This is a genomic window from Xanthomonas sp. XNM01 (genome assembly GCF_014851915.1).
Taxonomy (GTDB): Bacteria; Pseudomonadota; Gammaproteobacteria; order Xanthomonadales; family Xanthomonadaceae; genus Pseudoxanthomonas.
Map to the genome: position 1 here is coordinate 132,019 of NZ_JACVAP010000003.1, position 19,118 is coordinate 151,136.

Below are 19,118 nucleotides of genomic sequence, written 5' to 3' on the forward strand. Positions count from 1 at the left end.
CATCGAGGATGCACGGTGAAGGATGCCGCAGCGGGCGCCCGGCAGGCCCGGGCGCCGCGGTGGATCAGCCGCGCGCGTCCAGCGCGGCCACGGCCGGCAGGGTCTTGCCTTCGAGGAACTCGAGGAAGGCGCCGCCGCCGGTGGAGATGTAGCTGACCTCGTCGGCGATGGCGTACTTGTCGACCGCGGCCAGGGTGTCGCCACCACCGGCGATCGAGAACGCCTTCGACGCGGCGATCGCGCGCGCCAGCGCCTCGGTGCCCTTGCCGAACGCGTCGAACTCGAACACGCCCACCGGGCCGTTCCAGACCACGGTGCCGGCGTTGGCGATCAGCGTCGCGTAATGCGCGGCGGTGTCCGGGCCGATGTCCAGGATCAGGTCGTCCTCGGCGACCGCATCGACGGCCTTGACCGTGGCCTGCGCATCGGCGGCGAAGGTCTTGGCCACGACCACGTCGGTCGGCAGCGGGATCTCGGCGCCGCGCGCCCTGGCATCGGCGACGATCTTCTTCGCGGTGTCGAGCAGGTCGGCCTCGTACAGCGACTTGCCGACGCCATGGCCGGCCGCGGCGATGAAGGTGTTGGCGATGCCGCCGCCGACGATCAGCTGGTCGACCTTGCCGACCAGGTTGGCCAGCAGTTCGAGCTTGGTCGAGACCTTGCTGCCGGCCACGATCGCCAGCAGCGGCTTGGCCGGCGCATCAAGCGCCTTGGCCAGCGCGTCCAGTTCGGCCATCAGCAGCGGGCCGCCGGCGGCGACCGGGGCGAAGCGGATCACGCCGTGGGTCGAGGCCTGGGCGCGGTGCGCGGTGCCGAAGGCATCCATGACGAACACGTCGCACAGCGCGGCGTATTTCCTCGCCAGCGCCTCGTCGTCCTTGCCCTCGCCGACGTTCATGCGGCAGTTCTCCAGCAGCACGACCTGGCCCGGCGCGACCTCGACGCCATCGACCCAGTCGCGCACCAGCGTCACCTCGGTGCCCAGCAGTTCCGAAAGACGCGCGGCCACCGGGGCCAGCGAGTCGGCCTCGCTCCAGCTGCCTTCCTTCGGGCGGCCCAGGTGCGAGGTCACCATCACCGCCGCGCCCTTCTCCAGCGCTGCGCGGATCGTCGGCACCGAGGCGGTGATGCGCTGCTCGGAGGTGATGCGGCCGTCGTCGATCGGCACGTTCAGATCCTGGCGGATCAGCACGCGCTTGCCGGAGAGGTCGAGGTCGGTCATGCGGAGGATGGTCATCGAATGCTCGCTGGTCTACGTGGGAGGAGGCGCTTTACCGTGCAGGCCGCATGCGCGGCGCATGGGCGCGACGATCCCGGCCATTGTCGTGGCTGGCGGCCCACCGCGGCAAACCGGCGCGCCGGTGCCGATGATCCGTGGATACCGACCTGCCGGATGCCGTCACGTGGACGCTCGACGGCACGGCATCGCACCACGCGGCGCCCATGGAGCGCCTGCAGTCCGGAACGCGCCCGGGCCGCAGGCACCGCTCATTCCGCGGGCGGACGCTGCCGCAGCAGGCTGAGCCCGAACCCGGCCACCAGCACGGCGCCCAGCACCAGCACCGCCCACAACAGCAGGTTGGTCCAGTCGCGCGGCAGTGGCGCCGGCGACAGCGCGGCCTGGCCAGCCAGTTCCTCGGCATCGGCGGCGAGGCTGGCCGACGCCGGCTGCCAGCTTTCGCCATGCCGGCGGCGCAGCGCGTCCAGCAGCGGCCCGATCGGCGCGTCGCCGCGCAGCGCGCGGCCGCTGCCCGCCGCCAGCGCATACGGCGGCTGGCCCTGCGCCAGGAACACCAGCACCTCGCTGCGGTACCCCAGCCGCAGGTCCGGCACGCCGGCGCCGACCGGCGTGGCCGGGGTCAGCCGCCAGTAGCGGTCGCGGACCGGCGCGCTCAGCGCACGCGGTTCGGACTGCCCGTCCTGACCGACCTGGTAGGCCATCCACGGCCCGACCCGCCAGGTCCAGCTGGCATCGCGGCTGTCGCGGCTGTGCAGCGTCCACTCCAGCGCGTTGTTGCCGGGCAGGCGCACGTCGACGCGCGTCACCGGGAAACGGCCCTGCAGTTCGAACTCGAACACCGGCTTGCCGCTGTCGTCCCGTCGCTGGCCCTGCAGCTCCAGCCACTGCCGGTCGGCCACCACCGGCGCCGGCGCCAGTTCCGCGCGTACGCCGTCCAGCGCCAGCGTCGGCTGCCCGGCACGCGCCGGCAGCAGGCGCAGGTAGCGCGCCTGTCCGTTGAGCGGGATGCGGCGCTGCTGCAGGCGCGCCCCGTCGCGGCGCAGGTCCAGCAGCGGCGTGCCGGGATTGAGCGTGCGCCAGCTGCGCAGGTCGTCGCTGCCATCGACCCGGTAGGCCAGCTCGAACGGCGCGGCCGCATCCGGCCAGTCGATCAGCAGCGCGCGCGGCGCCTCGCCGAGTGCGCTGGCATCGACCAGCCACTGGGTCCCGTCCGCCGCCGGTGCGGACGCGACCGAAGCCTCGACCCGCTGCACGCGGCCGGACGCATCGCGTTCGGCGATCAGGCGCAGGTCGGCGCCGCCGGCCGCGGCGGCCGGAGGCAACGGGAACCACGGCAGCGCGCGCGCGCGCGGCGCCTGCGCCTGCGGCTCGTCGGCGGCGAACACCGCGCCCGGCAGCGCCTGCCCGTCTGCGTTGAAGACCTCGACATCGCGCAGCGCCGGATCGATCGCGCTGCGGTACACCGCCTCGTCCAGCACCACCCGGTAGGCACCCGCCTCCGCCTCGGCCGGACTCAGCGCCCATTGCCGGGCGTAATCGCCGCGTTCGCCGGCAGTGGCGATGACCGGGACCAGCAGCAGGCTCAGCAGGGATCTCATGCGATGCGTTCCTCGGAGTCGGAGCGGTCGGCGGGCGCCTGCCGCGAAGGAGCCGGCGCCAGGTAGCCGATCACCGTGCACAGCAGGCCGTAGACGATGAAGGACGCGATGCCCAGCAGGTTGCCCAGATGCTGGCGGTCGACCAGCACCAGTTTGGCCAGCACGACGCCCATCAGCACCGCGCCGGCCAGCCACAGTCCGCGACGCGCGCGGCGCGAGCCGACCACCCAGCCGACCACGCCCAGCGCGCTCCACAGCACGGTCAAGGCGGTCTGCGCCAGGCTGCCGGACAGCAGCTCGGGCGCCCAGGCCAGCCCGCCCCAGTGGTGCACGCCGCGCAGGGTCGACACGGTGACCAGCACGAAGCCGGCGGCGGCGACCAGCGCCAGCCGCCAGTGCCGCAGCGGTGCCGGCGCGGCTGGCGACCACAGCCAGCGCGCGGCCAGCAGCAGCGCGGCCAGCTGGGCCAGCTCCAGCGGGTTGAGCAGCGGCAGCCACGGCAGCGGCGCGGCGCCGGCCGGCTGGGTCAGCGCCAGCATCCAGCCCGCGGCGAGGATCGCGAAACAGGTGGTCTGCCACGCTGCCCGCCACGCATCGAAACCGGTCCCCAGCGGCCAGGCCAGCCAGCGCCAGCGCAGCAGCGAGACCAGCGCCAGGCCCAGCCACGGCAGCGCCGCGAGCAGCGCCTGCCAGCCCGCGCCCAGCGCCAGCGTGCCGCCCCACCAGGCCGCCGACCAGGACAGCACCAGCGGCCACAGCAGCCACCAGGCGAACAGGATGGCGCTGTCCGGCCGCATCCCGGCCACGCAGTACAGCGCGCGCGCGCCGAGCAGCGCGAACAGCGGCCACGCCCACAGGCCATCGCCGGCCAGCGGGTGCGCCAGCGCGATGGCCTGCAGCAGCGCCAGCGGGAACGCCGCCAGCACGCCGCCCAGCACGGTCACCACCAGAGCCATGGCCATGCGCCGGCGATGCACCTCCGCCGCCAGCCACAGGGTGACCGCCGCGAAGGCGAGCAGCGCATGCGGCACTGCGCGCGTGTCGACCACGCCGGCGATTTCCTGCGCGCCGTTGCCGCACCACCAGCCCAGACCCCACAGGTACCAGACCAGCGCGATGGCGGACGCACCATGCGCGCGTGCGGCCCAGGCCGAGGCGAACCCGGCCAGCGCGATCAGCAGCGCACTGAGGAAGGTCGCATCGAGCAGCGGCAGCGCATCGCCCACGTCGGCATCCACACCCGCCAGGCAGGCCAGCGCCGCCGCCAGCTGCAGCGCGGTGCCGCCCAGCTGCGGCAGCCACCGCCGCTGGCGCAGGCCGAGCCAGACCAGTGCGGCGCCTTCCAGCGCGAACACGCTGGCGGTGGCATGCGCCGACAGCGCCAGCGGCACCGCCAGCGTGGCGAAGCCGACCGCCAGCACCGCGTACGACTCGCCGAGCACGCGCAGCGGGCCGCGGCCCAGGCAAACGCGCGCCAGCAGCGCGTACAGCGCGGCCACGCCCAGCGCGCAGAACGCCAGCGGCAGCCGGTCGCCCCACATCAGCCCGGCCTGCAGCGAGAACGCCACCAGCGGCGTGCCGAACACCAGGCAGCCATCGACCAGATCGCGTCGCGACGCCGGCTGGCGCCGCGCGAACAGCAGCGGCACCGCCAGGTACAGCAGGAAGAACAGCAGCAGGAACGGCTGCGTGCTGCCGAAATGCTCCGGCCGGTACGACAGCGCGCCCCACAGCGTGCCGATGCCGAAGGTGAACGCGAAACCGAGCAGGTTGAGGATACGCCAGGACTTGAACCAGGCGATGCCGACGATGGCGACGTTCAGGACCGCGTAGTACGAAAACAGCGCCACGTGGTTGCCGCTGCCGGTGGACAGCCAGATCGGCGCCAGGAAGCCGGCCAGCAGCGCCAGCACCGCCAGCGCACGCGCGTCCTGCAGTACCGCCAGCAGACCCACGCCGGCCACCAGCACGATGCTCAGCGCGAACGCGGCACCGGCCGGGATCAGGCCATAGAGCTTGAACGCGGCGAACACGGTCAGCAGCAGCACGCCGATCATGCCGCCCTGCAGACTGAGCGCGAACGCCCGCTGGCGCTCGCGCCGGATCCAGCCGAACACCAGCCCGCCCATCGCCACCGCGGCGATGCCGGCCAGGCGCAGCGGCATCGGGATCGACAGCAGGCCCTGGTCGCTGGCGTGCTTGAGCAGCGCGGCCACGCCGGCCAGCAGCACGAGCATGCCGATCTTGACCGGGATGTTGCCGACCGTGAACCAGCGTTTGACCGCGCGCAGCACCGCCTCCAGCGGCGATGGCGGCGCGGGACCGCGCGGAGCACCGGTGACGGCCGGGCCACGCACCGTGGCCGTCGCGGCGGCGTCGGCCGCGGCTGGCCGCTCCGGCGATGGCGTACCCGCCGGCGGCTCCGCGGCGGCAGAGGGCAGCGGCGGCGGCACGACCCCGACCAGGACCGGTGGCGGCAGCCAGCTGTCGGCAGCCGTGTCGCGCGGCGCGTCCGGCATGGCCGGGGCGACGGTGTCGGGCACGGGAGGGGCATCCACGGCCGATGCCTGCGGGGCGGACGCCCCGGGCCGCGCACGCGCGGACGCCGGTTCGGACGTTTCCAGCCGCAGTTCCAGCGCGGCCACCCTGCGCTTCAGCCCGGCCACGCTCACCAGCGCGAACACCAGCAGTATCGGCATCGCCAGCACCGCCAGGCCCAGCAGGACCAACATCAGCTCCATGCCACCTCCCTGTGCGCCGACGCGGCGCCCGGCCATGCTACCGGCAAGGCGGCAGGTGCGGGATCGGGCCGGCCCGCGAACCGCGCGCAGCGTCTCAAGTCGGGCGCGGGCGCGCCGATAGGCCGGATGCCGCCGGGGAGGGTGGCCCCCACCCCACCAGGACCCCATGACCACCCCAGCCTCCGTGCCTGACGCCAGCGTCGACGACCACATCCGCGAGGTCGCCCACCTGTCCGGATCGCTGCTCGAGCAGCTGCGCCGTTCGCTGCAGCGGATCGACGAGATCAACCGCACCACCCACGTGATCTCGATGAACGCCCGGATCGAGTCGGTCCGCATCGGCGCGGCCGGGCGCAGCTTCGGCGTGATCGCCGAGGAGATGGACGGCCTGTCGCGGCGGGTCGCCGACACCACCCGCGAGATCGCGCGCCTGGCCGACAGCAGCAGCGTCGACATGAGCGGCTCGCTGGCGCGGCTGGAGCGCGACGTGCGCCGCACCCGCCTGACCGGGCTGGCACTGGGCAACATCGATCTGATCGACCGCAACCTCTACGAGCGCAGCTGCGACGTGCGCTGGTGGGCCACCGATGCGGCCGTGGTCGCTGCCGCCAGGCCCGGCAGCAGCGCGGCGGAACTGGCCCATGCCTCGCGCCGGATGGGCCAGATCCTGGATTCGTACACGGTGTATTTCGACCTGGTGCTGGCCGCGCCGGATGGCCGCGTCCTGGCCAACGGCCGCCCCGCGCAGTACGCCTCGGCCGGCCGCGACGTGGCCGACCAGGCCTGGTTCGCCTCGGCGATGCGCACCCGCAGCGGCGAGGAGTTCGGCTTCCAGGGCGTGCATGCCAGCGTGCTGGCCGGCGGCGAGCGGGTGCTGGTCTATTCCTGCGCGGTGCGCGAGGACGGCCGCATCGATGGCCGCCTGCTGGGCGTGCTGGGCATCGTGTTCCGCTGGGATGCGCTGGCCCAGACCATCGTCGAGCGCACGCCGCTGTCCGAGCAGGAGTGGCAGCGCAGCCGCGTGGCCATCGTCGATGGCGGCGGCAACGTGCTGGCCGACTCGTCCGGGCTGCCGGCCGAGCCGATCGACTTCGCCGAGCGTGGCACGCTGTTCGCCGGCACGCGCGGTGCGCTGGTCACGCAGCTGCAGGGCCGGGCCTACTGCATCGCCCATGCCGCCTCGCCCGGCTACGAGACCTACCGCACCGGCTGGCACTCGCTGATCCTGCAGGCCCTGTAGCCGCTGCAGGGCACCGCGCCGGCAGCCACCGCCCACCGCGCCAAGGCCGGCGCCACATCGGCGCCGTGCCTTGCCGGAACCCGCGGGCGGCATGCGTTTTCGCGCCCCACAACGCACGACCCCCGGCGAACCGGGGGTCGTATCGATCCGCAGCCGATGGCGATTACTTCGCCACGACCTTGACCATTTCCAGGCACTTGTTCGAGTAGCCCCACTCGTTGTCGTACCACGACACCAGCTTGACGAAGGTGCCGTCCAGCGCGATGCCGGCCTCGGCGTCGAACACCGAGGTGCAGGTCTCGCCGCGGAAGTCGGTGGCCACCACCTTGTCCTCGGTGTAGCCGAGGATGCCCTTCAGCGCGCCTTCGCTCTGCGCCTTCACTTCGGCGCAGATCTCGGCGTAGGTGGCTTCCTTCTCCAGCTCGACGGTCAGGTCGACCACCGACACGTCCGAGGTCGGCACGCGGAAGCTCATGCCCGTCAGCTTCTTGTTGAGCGAGGGGATCACCACGCCGACCGCCTTGGCCGCACCGGTCGAGGACGGGATGATGTTCTCGAGGATGCCGCGGCCGCCGCGCCAGTCCTTGTTGGACGGGCCGTCGACGGTCTTCTGGGTGGCGGTGGCGGCATGCACGGTGGTCATCAGGCCACGCTTGATGCCCCACTTGTCGTGCACGACCTTGGCCAGCGGGGCCAGGCAGTTGGTGGTGCACGAGGCGTTGGAGACGATGGCCTCGCCCTTGTAGGTGTCGTGGTTGACGCCGTAGACGAACATCGGGGTGTCGTCCTTGGACGGCGCCGACAGGATCACCTTCTTCGCGCCGGCATCGAGGTGCTTCTGCGCGGTGTCCTTGGTCAGGAACAGGCCGGTGGATTCGATCACCACCTCGGCGCCGACCTCGTCCCACTTCAGGTTGGCCGGGTCGCGTTCCTGGGTCAGGCGGATCTTCTTCCCGTTGACCAGCAGGGTGTTGCCTTCGACCTTGACCTCGGCCTTGAAGCGGCCATGCACCGAGTCGTACTGCAGCATGTAGGCCAGGTAATCGGGTTCCAGCAGGTCGTTGATCGCGACGATCTCGATGTCGTCGCCGAAATTCTGCACGGCGGAACGCAGCACGTTGCGGCCGATGCGGCCGAAGCCGTTGATGCCAACCTTGATCGCCATTACTCGTGACTCCTGCGGCCTCGCCCCGGCGCGGCCCTGGTGGATGGAACGGGGGCGGCCATTCTAGCAGGCGCTCCGCACGCGGCCGGCGCGTTCCACGCCGGCGATGAGCGCACGCTGACCCGGGCCGTGGAAGTTGATCAGGATCAAGGCGGGGTGAACGCCGCAGGAGAACACTGCGCGCACATTCCACCGACCACCGAGAGCAACAACGATGCGCAAGACCTCCTCCCTCCTGATCAGCGGCCTGGCCCTCGCCCTGGCCGTCGCCGCCGCTCCCGCCATGGCCCAGTCCAAGGGCGAGTGGACCCTCGGCGTCGGCGCGCACGTGGTCGACCCGACCTCCGACGCCGGCGACCTGAACGGTGCGGCGCTGGGCCTGGGCGCCCTGCCGACCAAGGTCGACAGCGACGTCAAGCCGACGATCACCTTCGAGTACTTCATCGCCGACAACGTGGGCATCGAAGTGCTGGCCGCGCTGCCGTTCAAGCACGAGATCAGCATCGCCGGCGTCGGCACCGTCGCCGAGACCAAGCAGCTGCCGCCGGTCGTCTCGCTGCAGTACCACTTCGCCAACAGCTCCAAGGTCACCCCGTTCGTGGGCGTGGGCGTGAACTACACCACCTTCTTCGGCACCGACGAGAAGGGCGCGCTGGCCGGCACCAAGGTCAAGCTGGAAGACTCGTGGGGCGTCGCCGCCCACGCCGGCCTGGACTTCGCGCTGAGCGAGAAGGGCGCGCTGCGCGTGGACGTGCGCTGGGCCGACATCGACACCGAGGTCAAGGTCAACGGCGCCAAGCTGGGCACCGCCAAGATCGACCCGATGGTCTACGGCCTGGCCTACGTCATGAAGTTCTGATGCCGCCACGTTCCCGCCATGCGGGAGCGTGACCGGACAGGTGTTGCTGCTGGGGCGGTCGTGCGTGTCGGTTACAGTGCCGGGCATGACACACACCACCGCCCCCGCTTCTTCCGTTTTCTCCGGCGCGTCGCGCACGTTCGCGGCGCGTTTTCTTCTTGGCCTGCTCGCCGTGTCGGTGGCCTTGCCCGCACAGGCGTGGGGCCCGCTCGGGCACCGTCTGGTCGCACGCCTGGCCGAAGACGATCTCTCGCCGCAGACCCGCGCGGCCATCGCGCAGCTGCTGCAGGGCGAGGCCGATCCCTCGCTGGCCGGCATCGCGACCTGGGCCGACAACCTGCGCGGCAGCGACCCCGGCCTGGGCCGGCGCTCGGCCAGCTGGCACTACGTCAACATCGGCGAATCCGGCTGCGTGTACGAGGCCGCACGCGACTGCCCGCGCGGCAACTGCGTGGTCGCCGCGATCGAGGCGCAGACCCGGATCCTGGCCGACCCGCGCAACAGCCGCGAGCGCAGGCTCAACGCGCTGAAGTTCGTCGTCCACTTCGTCGGCGACGTGCACCAGCCGCTGCATGCCGGCCACGCGCACGACCGCGGCGGCAACGACTACCAGGTCAACTTCCGCGCGCGCGGCAGCAACCTGCATGCGTTCTGGGACAGCGGCCTGCTCAACGCCAAGGGCCTGGACGAAGACGCCTGGCTGGCGCGGCTGAGGCAGCTGCCGGCGCCGCCCGCGCACTCGCCGGTGCCGGTCGGCGCGGCGCAGGCCTGGGCCGAACAGTCCTGCCGCATCACCCTGGCGCCGGGCTTCTATCCGCAGGGCCACGTGCTCGACGAAGCCTACGTGGCCCGCCACGCGGGCACCATCGAACAGCAGCTGCGCGACGGCGGCGCGCGCCTGGCCGCGGTGCTCAACGGCGCGCTCGGCCACGGCTGAGCGACCGATACACTTGCCTGCCCCACAGGAGATACCGCGATGTCCCGGCTGATCCGCCTCGCCCTGCTCCCGCTGCTGGCCCTGCTGGGCAGCATCGCCACGCCGCCCGCCAGCGCCCAGGCCGGACAGCCGCTGACCGTGTTCGCCGCCGCCAGCCTCAAGGAGTCGCTGGACGAGGCCGCCGCCCGCTACCGGAGCGAGACCGGCACCACGGTGCGCGTGTCCTACGCGGCCAGCTCCACCCTCGCCCGGCAGATCGAGCAGGGCGCACCGGCCGGCGTGTTCATCTCCGCCGACCAGGAATGGATGGACCACGTGCAGCGGCACGGCGCGCTCGCCGCCGGTACCCGCCGCAACCTGCTCGGCAACAGCCTGGTGCTGGTGGCACCGGCCGGCAGCAACGTGCGCGTGGACCTGGCGCGCAGCGGCAGCCTGGTGGCCGCGCTGGCGGGCAAGCGGCTGGCGGTGGGCCAGACCGCGAGCGTGCCGGCCGGCAAGTACGCGCGCGAGGCGCTGGAGCACCTGGGCCACTGGGACGCGGTGAGCGGCCAGCTGGCCGAAGCCGACAGCGTGCGCGCGGCGCTGATGCTGGTGTCGCGCGCCGAGGTGCCGCTGGGCATCGTCTATGGCTCGGACGCCGAAGCCGAGCCGAAGGTGCGCGTGGTCGCCACCTTCCCGCCCTCCAGCCACGCCGCGATCGTCTATCCGGCCGCGGCGCTGGACCGTGGCGGCCCGCAGGCGGCCGCGTTCGTGCGCTGGCTGGCCTCGCCCGAGGCGCGCCGGATCTTCGAGCGGCGCGGCTTCACCCTCACCGACTGATCCGTGGCCGCCTGGTTCAGCCCCGAAGAACTGACCGCGATCGCGCTGAGCCTGAAGGTGGCGGCGGTCGCGGCGGCGGCGAGCCTGCCGCCGGGCATCGCCGTGGCCTGGCTGCTGGCGCGCGGCCGCTTCCCCGGCAAGGCGCTGCTGGACGCGCTGGTGCACCTGCCGCTGGTCCTGCCGCCGGTGGTGATGGGCTATGCGCTGCTGGTGCTGTTCGGCAGCCAGGGCGCGGCCGGGCGCTGGCTGGAGGACACCTTCGGCATCGTGCTGGCGTTCCGCTGGACCGGTGCGGCGCTGGCCTGCGCGGTGATGGGCTTTCCGCTGATGGTGCGCGCGATCCGGCTGTCGATGGAGAACGTGGACCGGCGCCTGGAACAGGCCGCGGCCACGCTCGGCGCCTCGCCGCTGCGCGTGTTCGCCACCGTCACCCTGCCGCTGGCCTGGCCGGGCCTGGTGGCCGGCGCGGCGCTGGCCTTCGCCAAGGCGCTGGGCGAGTTCGGCGCCACCATCACCTTCGTCTCCAACATCCCCGGCGAGACGCAGACGCTGTCGGCGGCGATCTACGGCCTGCTGCAGGTCCCCGGCGGCGAGTCGGCGATCTGGCGCCTGGCGGCGGTCGCGCTGGTGATCTCGCTGGGCGCGCTGCTGTTCTCCGAATGGCTGGTGCGGCGCCAGCGCCGCGACACCCAGGAGGATGCATGAGCAGCACGGGGGGACCGGCATGCTGAGGATCGACGTGGAGCTGCGCCGCGGCGGTTTCCATCGCCATGTCCGGGTGGAGGAGGACGCCCGCGTGGTCGCGCTGACCGGCCACTCCGGCGCCGGCAAGACCACCGTGCTCAACGCCATCGCCGGGCTGCTGCGGCCGCAGTCTGGCCGCATCGAGATCGACGGGCGCACCCTGTACGACAGCGCGGCCGGCATCGACCTGCCGACCCACCGGCGGCGGATCGGCTACGTGTTCCAGGATGCGCGCCTGTTCCCGCATCTGGATGTGCGCCGCAACCTCGGCTACGGCCGGCATGGTCGCGACGGCCAGGCGCGTTTCGGTTTCGACGCGGTGGTCGACCTGCTCGGCATCGGCCAGCTGCTCGAGCGGCGCACCCGCCACCTGTCCGGCGGCGAAGCCCAGCGCGTGGCGATCGGCCGCGCCCTGCTCTCGCAGCCGGCGATCCTGCTGTTCGACGAGCCGCTGTCGGCGCTGGACCAGTCGCGGCGCGAGGAACTGATCCCGTGGCTGCAGCGCGTGCGCGACGAGATCCGCCTGCCGATGCTGTACGTCAGCCACCATCCGGACGAGGTGCGGCGGCTGGCCGATGCGGTGCACGTGCTGGACTGAGTGGCAGCGGCGTCCGCTGTCCGCACGCGCCGCGGCCTGCGGCGGCGAGCAGGGTCGCCCGATCGCTGCCGGGACATCGCCGTGCGGACCGCAGCACAGCGCAGATGCGGCCGGCACCCGGGCGATCGGCCTGGCAGCGCAGGACCGGCTCCCGCACTGCCCTGCCTGCCAGGTGCACCGCACCGGCATCCGGTGACGACCGGCACTGTGGCAGGCGGGCAGGCAACGGCGATGCTGCCGTCTCCCGTCCGAGCCATCCAGATGCCTCCTCCGTCCTTCCTGCCCCGCGTGCAACGCACGCCCGTGGCGCTCGCGCTCGGGCTGGTCGCCGGCCTCCTGCTGCGTCCGGGCGTGGGCCCGGTGCCGGATCCGGAGTGGATCTGGATCGCGCCGGCGCCGCTGCTGTGGCTGGCGTTGTCGCTGCAGCGCACCTGGCTGGCGCACGCGGCGGTCTGGCTGGGCGCACTGGTCGCGGCCAGCGCCTACACCGGCTACCTGCGCCTGCTGGCGCCCTGGCCGGCGGCGCTGCTGATGACCGTGGGCATGGCCGCGCCCTGGTGGCTGGTGATCGTCGGCAGCCGCCGGGTCGCGCTGCGCTTCGGCGCCGGCTGGACCGTGCTGGCCTACCCGCTGCTGTGGGCCGGCCTGGATCTGGCGATGGGCCGGCTGCTGCCCGACGGGCAATGGGGCAGCGCGGCCTACAGCCAGGCCGGGCGGCTGCCGCTGCTGCAGCTGGCCGCACTGGGCGGGACGCCGGCGGTGCTGTTCGTCCTGTCGCTGCCGGCCTCGGCGCTGGCCCTGCTGCTGGTCACGCGATGGCCGCCGCGGCAGCGGCTGGCCGCGCTGCTGCTGGCGCTGCCACTGACCGGCCTGGCCTTCGGCTACGGCGCGCTGCGCCTGCATGCCGCACCCGATGCCCCAGGCGACACGCTGCGCGTCGGCCTGGCCTCGATCGACGATGCGGTCGGCCTCCACGCCTCGCCGGCGCATGCCGGGTCGGTGCTGGACGGCTACGCGCGTCTGGTCGCACAGCTGGCCGCACAGGACGCCGCGCTGCTGGTGCTGCCGGAGAAGATCGCGGTGGTCACGCCGGCCGCCGCACCGGCCTGGCAGGCGCGGTTCGCGGCGCTGGCGCGCCGGCATGCGGTGTGGCTGGAGGTCGGCATCGGCATCGACGACGGCGTCGCCGCACGCAACCAGGCCTGGCTGTTCGGGCCGGACGGCCACCTGCACCAGGACTACGAGAAGCTGCGCCTGGCGCCGCCCGAACGCATCGACGGCTACCGGCATGGCAGCCGGACCGCCGTGCAGGAGATCGACCGGCTGCGCGTCGGCCTGGCGATCTGCAAGGACATGCACTTCGCCAGCGTCGGCCACCGCTATGGACGCCAGGCGGTGGACCTGATGCTGGTGCCGGCCTGGGATTTCGCCTACGTCGATGCCTGGATGGGCGCGCGCATGACCCTGGTCCGCGGTGTCGAGAACGGGCACGCGGTGGTCCGCGCCGCCCGCGAAGGCCTGCTGACGGTCAGCGACGGCTGGGGCCGGGTCGTCGCCGAGACCTCGAGCGCGCCGATGCCCGGCGCCACGCTGGTCGCCGACCTGCCGCTGGCGACGCCGGCGGCCACGCCCTATGCCCGCATCGGCGACCTGTTCGGCCTGCTCTGCGCCCTCGCCGCGCTGGCGCTGTGGCTGGCGAGCCTGCGTCGCGGTCACGCCCCCGCCACCACGCCGCGCGCAGGCTGAGGCTCCCGCCGCACCCAGGCACGCCGATGCCCGTCCGCCGCCGACAGTCCTTCCCGGTCGACCGGGTCCGCCGTTACCTGGAGCCTGGCCCGGTCGTGCTGCTGAGCACCGCCTGGCGCGAGGAGCGCGCGGTGATGACGCTCGGCTGGCACATGATGCTCGGCTACGACCTGGTCGGCACCTACATCTGGGAGGCCAACCACAGCCACCGGCTGGCGCGGCGCAGCCGCGAATGCGTGATCAACCTGCCGACCGCCGACCTGCTCGACACCGTGGTCGGGATCGGCAACTGCAGCAGCGCGGACGTCGACAAGTTCGCGCGCTTCGGCCTGGACGCGCAGCCCGGCCGCGAGGTCGCCGCGCCGCTGATCGGCCAGTGCCACGCCAGCTTCGAATGCCGGCTGCACGAGACCCGGATCACCGCCGACTACCCGCTGTTCGTCTGGCGCGTGGTCGCCGCGCACGTCGCGCCGCGGCCGAAGGATCCCTCCACCCTGCACTACCTCGGCGAAGGCCGCTTCATGGTCGCCGGGCGCACCGTGTCGCGCCGGCGGCTGTTCCGCGCGGACATGCTCGAGCAGTAGGCGGCCGCGCGCTCAGCGCTCCATGCGCGCGGCGCCGACCCGGCGTCTGCCCTGCCTGACCTCGAAGGTGAAGGCGTAGGCCAGCGTCACCGCCACCGCGCGGGCCTCGCTGGCGCCGCCGGTGCAGGCGCTCGGCGTCCAGTCGCGCTCGCGGGTCGCCGCATCCGGGTAGGTGCACAGCAGCGCCGGGTAGAAGCGCCAGTCGGCCAGCGCCGCGGTCACCGCGGCCGCCAGGGCCGGGGCCTGCGCGGCGCTGGCGCACTGCGGATCGTCGAGCAGCGCGACATCGCGCACGCTGCCGTCGCGTTCGACCACCAGCGATGCGCAGAGCGTGGTCGGCGGCAGTTCGGACGGCGCGTACCCTTTCGGGAAATCCGGGGGCTGGTTGCCATCCGGTGCCGGAAACACGAAGGCCTGGTGATCGGCCATCTCGTGTCGCTGCGCGCCGACCGGCAGAATCATCCGCTGTTCGACACCGGCGCTGCGGGTCGTGCAACCGGCCAGCAGCAGGATCGCCAGGCCGAGGCTGCCGATGCGGACCGCCACCATCGCCGTCACCTCGCCGCCTGGGCGTTGCGGATGCCGCAGTAGACGCGGGCATCGGCGGGCACGCGCACGACCTCGTCGCAGACCGATTCGGACGCCACTCCGGCATCGAGCAGGAACCAGCGCATGCCGTCGTCCGCAGCGGCCCCCGCCGGCGCGGCGCTGGCGGTCATGCCCGAATCGAAGCGCAGCGGGACCCGCACCTGGCCGGGCACCGCCCGGCCGGCCGCATCGCGCGCCGGCTGGAAACGCCACTGCCGTGCCGCCTCCAGCGCGATCGCGTCGAATACGCCCACGGGCGTGGCGCGCTCGACCCGCGCATCGCGCACCGCGCCTTCCGCATCCACGTCGACGACCAGCAGCACCTCGCCCGACAGTCCTTCGGCCAGCGCGCTGCGCGGATACCGCGGCGGCGGACGGTCGGCAGGCATCGCCGGCCGCGGGCCGCCCGCGCTGGCGACCGGCGCATCGAGCCGGCGCACGGTCACGTCGAGCGCGAACACCGAGCGTCCGTCGGGCGTGCTGACCTGGATGCCCGCCTTCTCGTCGAGCCTGGCCACCAGTTCCGGCCTGGACAGCAGCGTGCCATCGGCCTGCAGATCGGCCTGGATGCGGACCAGCGCCGGATCGGCTTCGGGTGTCAGCCGCATCTCGATCGCCCAGGCCGTGTCGCCTTCTTCGGAGCGGAACCCGAACGTCGTGCCGGCGTGTTCGCGCAGGGCGAACTGGCGTGCATGCCCGTCCACGTCCAGGCGCACGTCCACGTGGTAGAGATCGCCCGCCGCCGCGCCGGCCGCGCCAGCGGGGCGCGTGTCGGCCGGCTGCAGCGCCCAGGCCGCGAAGCCGCTGCCGAGGGCGAGCAGCGCGACCAGCGCGCTGGCGGCGAGGCGGGTGGTCCGGCGGGGAACGGGATGTCCGAGCATGGCGATGCGTTCCTTCAGTGGATGGATCGGCTGCCAGTGACAGCCCAGCGGAACCGGCCCGGCATCGAGCCGGGTCTTGAGCAGGGTTTCGCCGTAACGCCGCCGCATGGCGGGGTCGCCGGCCAGCACCCGCGCGTCGCAGGCCAGTTCCTGGTCCAGGCGGAAGCGGCGCAGCGCGATCCAGGCCAGCGGGTTGAACCACGCCAGGCACTGCAGCAGCGCGGCCAGCGCGTTGAGCTGCAGGTCGCCGCGGCGGACATGCAGGCGCTCGTGCTGCAGGATCAGCGCCTGTTCGTCCGCCAGGTAGCGCACCTCGAACCCGGCCGGCAGCACGATCCGCGGGCGCAGCACGCCGATCACCGCCGGCAGGCCGGCATCGACACGCGCCTGCCAGCAGCCATCGCCGCGCCGCTGCAGCGGGCCGAGCGCGCGCACGAAGCGGGACTGCCGCCAGGCCAGCAGCGCGAGCATCGCGACCGCACCGCAGGCCCACAGCGCCAGCAGCCAGGGCGCGGGATCCACGCGCGCGGCCGGTGCCGGTGCCGCGGCGATCGCCGCCTGAAGCGGCGTTGCCCAGGACACCGCCGCGCCGGGGGCATCGACCACCGCGGCCGGCAGCAGCACCGCCAGCAACGCGGCCGGCACGCAGCTCCACAGCGCATAGGTGGCCACCGCGCCGAAGCGCGCGCGCAGCGGACGCCGCAGCACCAGCACCAGCAGCACCGCCGCGCTGCCGGCGAACGTCGCCTCGACCAGGGACTGCAGCAGCTCACTCATCGCCCAGGTCCTCCAGCAGCCGCCGCAGTTCGGCGATGTCGTCCGCCGACAACCGGCCCTGCTCGCTGAAGTGCGCGACCAGCGGCGCCACGCGCCCGCCGAACAGGCGCTCGACCAGGCCTTCGCTCTGGCTCCGCACCCACGCCTGGCGCTGCAGCAGCGGGCTGTACAGATAGCGGCGCCCGTCGCGCTCCGCGTCGATCGCGCCCTTGTTGAGCAGACGGTTGAGCAGGGTCTTGATGGTCGGCTCGGCCCAGCCGGTCGGGCCGGCCAGCGCGGCGATCACCTCCTCGGCGCTGCGCGGGCTCGACGCCCACAGCACCTCCATCACCATCGCCTCGGCATCGCTGATCGGAATCATCGGACCACCACCGTTTACACATGTAATTTTTATCGATTACATGCGTAAACAAAAGCCGTGTCAAGCGTCGCCCGACGCCTGCAGACGACCCGCCCACCGGCCATCGCCTATGCTTCCGCGCATGCAGACACTCCACACCGATCTGGACGCGGCGGTCGAGGACATCCTGTCGCGGCTTCCGCCCGCCCTGCGTGTCGGCGCCCCGCTGGGGCTGGGCAAGCCGCACCGGCTGCTCAACACGCTGTACGCACGCATCGCCGCCGATCCGCAGCGGCCGCTGCACCTGTACACCGCCCTGTCGCTGGATCCGCCCCCGGCCGGCAAGGGCCTGCAGGCGCGCTTCCTCGGGCCGTTCCTGAAGCGCCATTTCGGCGAGGACTTCCCGCGCCTGGCCTACGTGCAGGCGATGCGCCGCGACGCGCTGCCGGCGCACGTCGAGGTCGAGGAGTTCTACATGCAGTCCGGCGCGCTGCTCGGCTCGCGCCAGGCGCAGCGCCGCTACGCCAGCCTCAACTACACGCATGCGGCCGATGCCGTGGCCAGCCGCGGGATCAACCTGATCGTGCAGAAGGTGGCCCGCGAACCCGGCGGGCAGCGGCTCTCGTTCTCCTGCAACACCGACATGACCGAGGATCTGGTCGATGCGATCGGCGCGCGCGGCCTGGCGCGTCCGCTGCTGGTGGCCGAGATCGATCCGCAGCTGCCATGGCTGGGCGGCAGCGCGGTCGTGCCGGACGGGTTCTTCGACATCGTCATCGACCCGCCAGGCCCGCATCCGCAGCTGTTCGCGCTGCCACGCCAGCCGGTCACCGACGCCGACCACGCCATCGGCCTGTACGCCAGCGCGCTGGTCCGCGACGGCGGCACCCTGCAGATCGGTATCGGCGCGCTGGCCGACGCGCTGTGCCACGCGCTGGTGCTGCGTCATACCGACAACGCGCGCTACCGCCAGGTGCTGGCGGCGCTGGATCCGGAGCTGGAGCGGCATCCGGCCGTGCTCGCCAGCGGCGGGCTCGATCCGTTCGAGACCGGCTTGTACGGCTGCAGCGAGATGATCAACGAAGGCTTCAAGCGTCTGGTCGAAACCGGCGTGATCCGGCGCCGGGTGGTGGACGATGCGGCGCTGATGCAGCGCCTGGCGGACGGCAGCGCCAACCTCGGCGACCGCGCCCGGCTCGAACGCGACGGCGAGTACCTGCACGGCGCGTTCTATCTGGGTTCCCCGGAGTTCTACGACTGGCTGCGCGACCTGCCCGAGGACCAGCGCCGCGGCATCGGCATGCGCCGCATCAGCGAGGTCAACCAGCTCTACGGCAACGACGAGGGCCTGGAGCGGATGCAGCGCGTGCAGGCGCGCTTCTTCAACAGCTGCATGATGGCCACCGCGCTCGGCGCCGCCGTGTCCGACGCGCTCGACGACGGCCGCGTGGTGTCCGGCGTCGGCGGCCAGTACAACTTCGTGGCGATGGCCCACGCGCTGCCCGCCGCCCGCTCGGTGCTGATGCTGCGCGCGGTGCGCGACGGCGGTGCCGGCGCCGCCTCCAACATCCGCTGGAACTACGGCCACACCACCATCCCGCGCCACCTGCGCGACCTGTACGTCACCGAGTACGGCATCGCCGACCTGCGCCATGCCGCCGACGAGGACTGCGTGCTGGCGATGGCGGCGATCTGCGACACCCGCTTCCGCAGCGGACTGCTCGAACGCGCGCGCGCCGACCTCAAGCTCGGCGAGGGCAGCGGTCGGACCGATGCCCTCGCGCGCAACACGCCCGACGCGCTGCGGCAGCGGCTGGCGCCGTTCCGCGACGACGGCACCCTGCCGGACTATCCGCTGGGCAGCGATTTCAGCGAGGTCGAGCAGCGCCTGGCGCGGGCGCTGGGCTGGCTGAAACAGCGCACCGCCAGCCGCGGCGGCAGGCTCGCGACGCTGTGGCGGGCGATGACCACGACCACGCCCGACGATGCGCCCGCGATGCAGCGGATGGCGCTGGACACCGCGCGCGGCATGCAGGGCTGGCTGCAGACCCGGCTGCTGCGGCTGGCACTTGCGGCCACGGCGCGCTGAGGGCCGGTCGCGTCGCGCGTCCCGGCACGCGCGATGCGGGAACTGCGGCAGCGGCCGGCTTCACCGGCGCGGGTCGTGGCGGCGTACAGCGACATCGCCGCGCGGCTGGCCGACGACATCGCACCGGCGGGTGCGCGCCCGCCTCGCGCCGGCATCGGCGATGCGCTGCGCG

Annotated in this window: 16 protein-coding genes; 9 read left to right on the forward strand and 7 right to left on the reverse strand. The window is 73.0% G+C overall.

What is annotated here, in order from left to right; genetic code table 11:
* Positions 1-64 precede the first annotated feature (64 nt).
* From IB242_RS11975 to IB242_RS11985, 3 genes are all read right to left on the reverse strand, one after another.
* Positions 65-1,237, reverse strand: coding sequence for a phosphoglycerate kinase (locus tag IB242_RS11975; protein ID WP_192279584.1), 1,173 nt, complete (start codon positions 1,235-1,237; stop codon positions 65-67).
* A gap of 251 nt (positions 1,238-1,488) precedes the next feature.
* Entirely contained in the window at positions 1,489-2,838 is a 1,350-nt protein-coding gene (locus IB242_RS11980; RefSeq protein WP_192279586.1) for a DUF3999 domain-containing protein, read from the reverse strand.
* The gene (locus IB242_RS11985; protein ID WP_192279588.1) at positions 2,835-5,579 is read right to left on the reverse strand and encodes a DUF2339 domain-containing protein; all 2,745 of its coding nucleotides are present in this window, start codon (positions 5,577-5,579) and stop codon (positions 2,835-2,837) included. Before IB242_RS11985 ends, IB242_RS11980 begins: the two co-directional genes overlap by 4 nt.
* A gap of 166 nt (positions 5,580-5,745) precedes the next feature.
* Between IB242_RS11985 and IB242_RS11990 the strand changes: the two genes are divergently transcribed.
* Positions 5,746-6,819 carry a cache domain-containing protein gene (locus IB242_RS11990; protein WP_192279590.1) on the forward strand — a complete coding sequence of 358 codons (1,074 nt, stop codon included), beginning with the start codon at positions 5,746-5,748 and terminating at the stop codon, positions 6,817-6,819.
* Between the two features lie 163 nt (positions 6,820-6,982).
* Here IB242_RS11990 and gap read toward each other — a convergent pair whose 3' ends face one another.
* The gene (gap, locus tag IB242_RS11995) at positions 6,983-7,984 is read right to left on the reverse strand and encodes a type I glyceraldehyde-3-phosphate dehydrogenase (RefSeq protein WP_192279598.1); all 1,002 of its coding nucleotides are present in this window, start codon (positions 7,982-7,984) and stop codon (positions 6,983-6,985) included.
* 214 nt (positions 7,985-8,198) lie between these two features.
* Here gap and IB242_RS12000 point away from each other — a divergent pair, with 214 nt between their 5' ends.
* From IB242_RS12000 to IB242_RS12030, 7 genes are all read left to right on the forward strand, one after another.
* The gene (locus IB242_RS12000; RefSeq protein ID WP_192279600.1) at positions 8,199-8,843 is read left to right on the forward strand and encodes an OmpW family outer membrane protein; all 645 of its coding nucleotides are present in this window, start codon (positions 8,199-8,201) and stop codon (positions 8,841-8,843) included.
* Positions 8,844-8,928: 85 nt separating this feature from the next.
* A complete protein-coding gene (locus IB242_RS12005) occupies positions 8,929-9,780 on the forward strand; it encodes a S1/P1 nuclease (RefSeq protein WP_192279601.1) in 852 nt (283 codons plus the stop codon).
* Between the two features lie 39 nt (positions 9,781-9,819).
* Positions 9,820-10,599 carry a molybdate ABC transporter substrate-binding protein gene (gene modA / locus IB242_RS12010; protein WP_192279603.1) on the forward strand — a complete coding sequence of 260 codons (780 nt, stop codon included), beginning with the start codon at positions 9,820-9,822 and terminating at the stop codon, positions 10,597-10,599.
* Between the two features lie 3 nt (positions 10,600-10,602).
* Positions 10,603-11,304 carry a molybdate ABC transporter permease subunit gene (gene modB, locus IB242_RS12015; RefSeq protein WP_192279604.1) on the forward strand — a complete coding sequence of 234 codons (702 nt, stop codon included), beginning with the start codon at positions 10,603-10,605 and terminating at the stop codon, positions 11,302-11,304.
* Between the two features lie 19 nt (positions 11,305-11,323).
* The gene (gene modC / locus IB242_RS12020) at positions 11,324-11,941 is read left to right on the forward strand and encodes a molybdenum ABC transporter ATP-binding protein (protein WP_192279606.1); all 618 of its coding nucleotides are present in this window, start codon (positions 11,324-11,326) and stop codon (positions 11,939-11,941) included.
* A gap of 288 nt (positions 11,942-12,229) precedes the next feature.
* Complete coding sequence (locus IB242_RS12025; RefSeq protein ID WP_192279608.1) at positions 12,230-13,687, forward strand: carbon-nitrogen hydrolase family protein; 1,458 nt, start codon at positions 12,230-12,232, stop codon at positions 13,685-13,687.
* A 26-nt stretch (positions 13,688-13,713) separates the two neighbouring features.
* A complete protein-coding gene (locus tag IB242_RS12030) occupies positions 13,714-14,271 on the forward strand; it encodes a flavin reductase family protein (RefSeq protein WP_192279610.1) in 558 nt (185 codons plus the stop codon).
* Positions 14,272-14,283: 12 nt separating this feature from the next.
* On the opposite strand, the gene IB242_RS12035 is transcribed toward IB242_RS12030, so the two are convergent.
* The 3 genes from IB242_RS12035 to IB242_RS12045 are packed head-to-tail and all read right to left on the reverse strand — an operon-like array spanning position 14,284 to position 16,875.
* Entirely contained in the window at positions 14,284-14,820 is a 537-nt protein-coding gene (locus IB242_RS12035; protein WP_192279612.1) for a hypothetical protein, read from the reverse strand.
* A gap of 5 nt (positions 14,821-14,825) precedes the next feature.
* Positions 14,826-16,517 carry a TonB family protein gene (locus IB242_RS12040; protein WP_192279614.1) on the reverse strand — a complete coding sequence of 564 codons (1,692 nt, stop codon included), beginning with the start codon at positions 16,515-16,517 and terminating at the stop codon, positions 14,826-14,828.
* Positions 16,510-16,875 (reverse strand): BlaI/MecI/CopY family transcriptional regulator, encoded by a 366-nt coding sequence (locus IB242_RS12045; protein ID WP_192280533.1) that lies wholly within the window; start codon positions 16,873-16,875, stop codon positions 16,510-16,512. The genes IB242_RS12040 and IB242_RS12045 overlap by 8 nt, the downstream gene beginning before the upstream one ends.
* A gap of 124 nt (positions 16,876-16,999) precedes the next feature.
* Here IB242_RS12045 and IB242_RS12050 point away from each other — a divergent pair, with 124 nt between their 5' ends.
* On the forward strand, positions 17,000-18,946 hold the full coding sequence (locus IB242_RS12050; RefSeq protein WP_192279616.1) for an acetyl-CoA hydrolase/transferase C-terminal domain-containing protein: 1,947 nt from the start codon (positions 17,000-17,002) through the stop codon (positions 18,944-18,946).
* Positions 18,947-19,118: the final 172 nt, after the last annotated feature.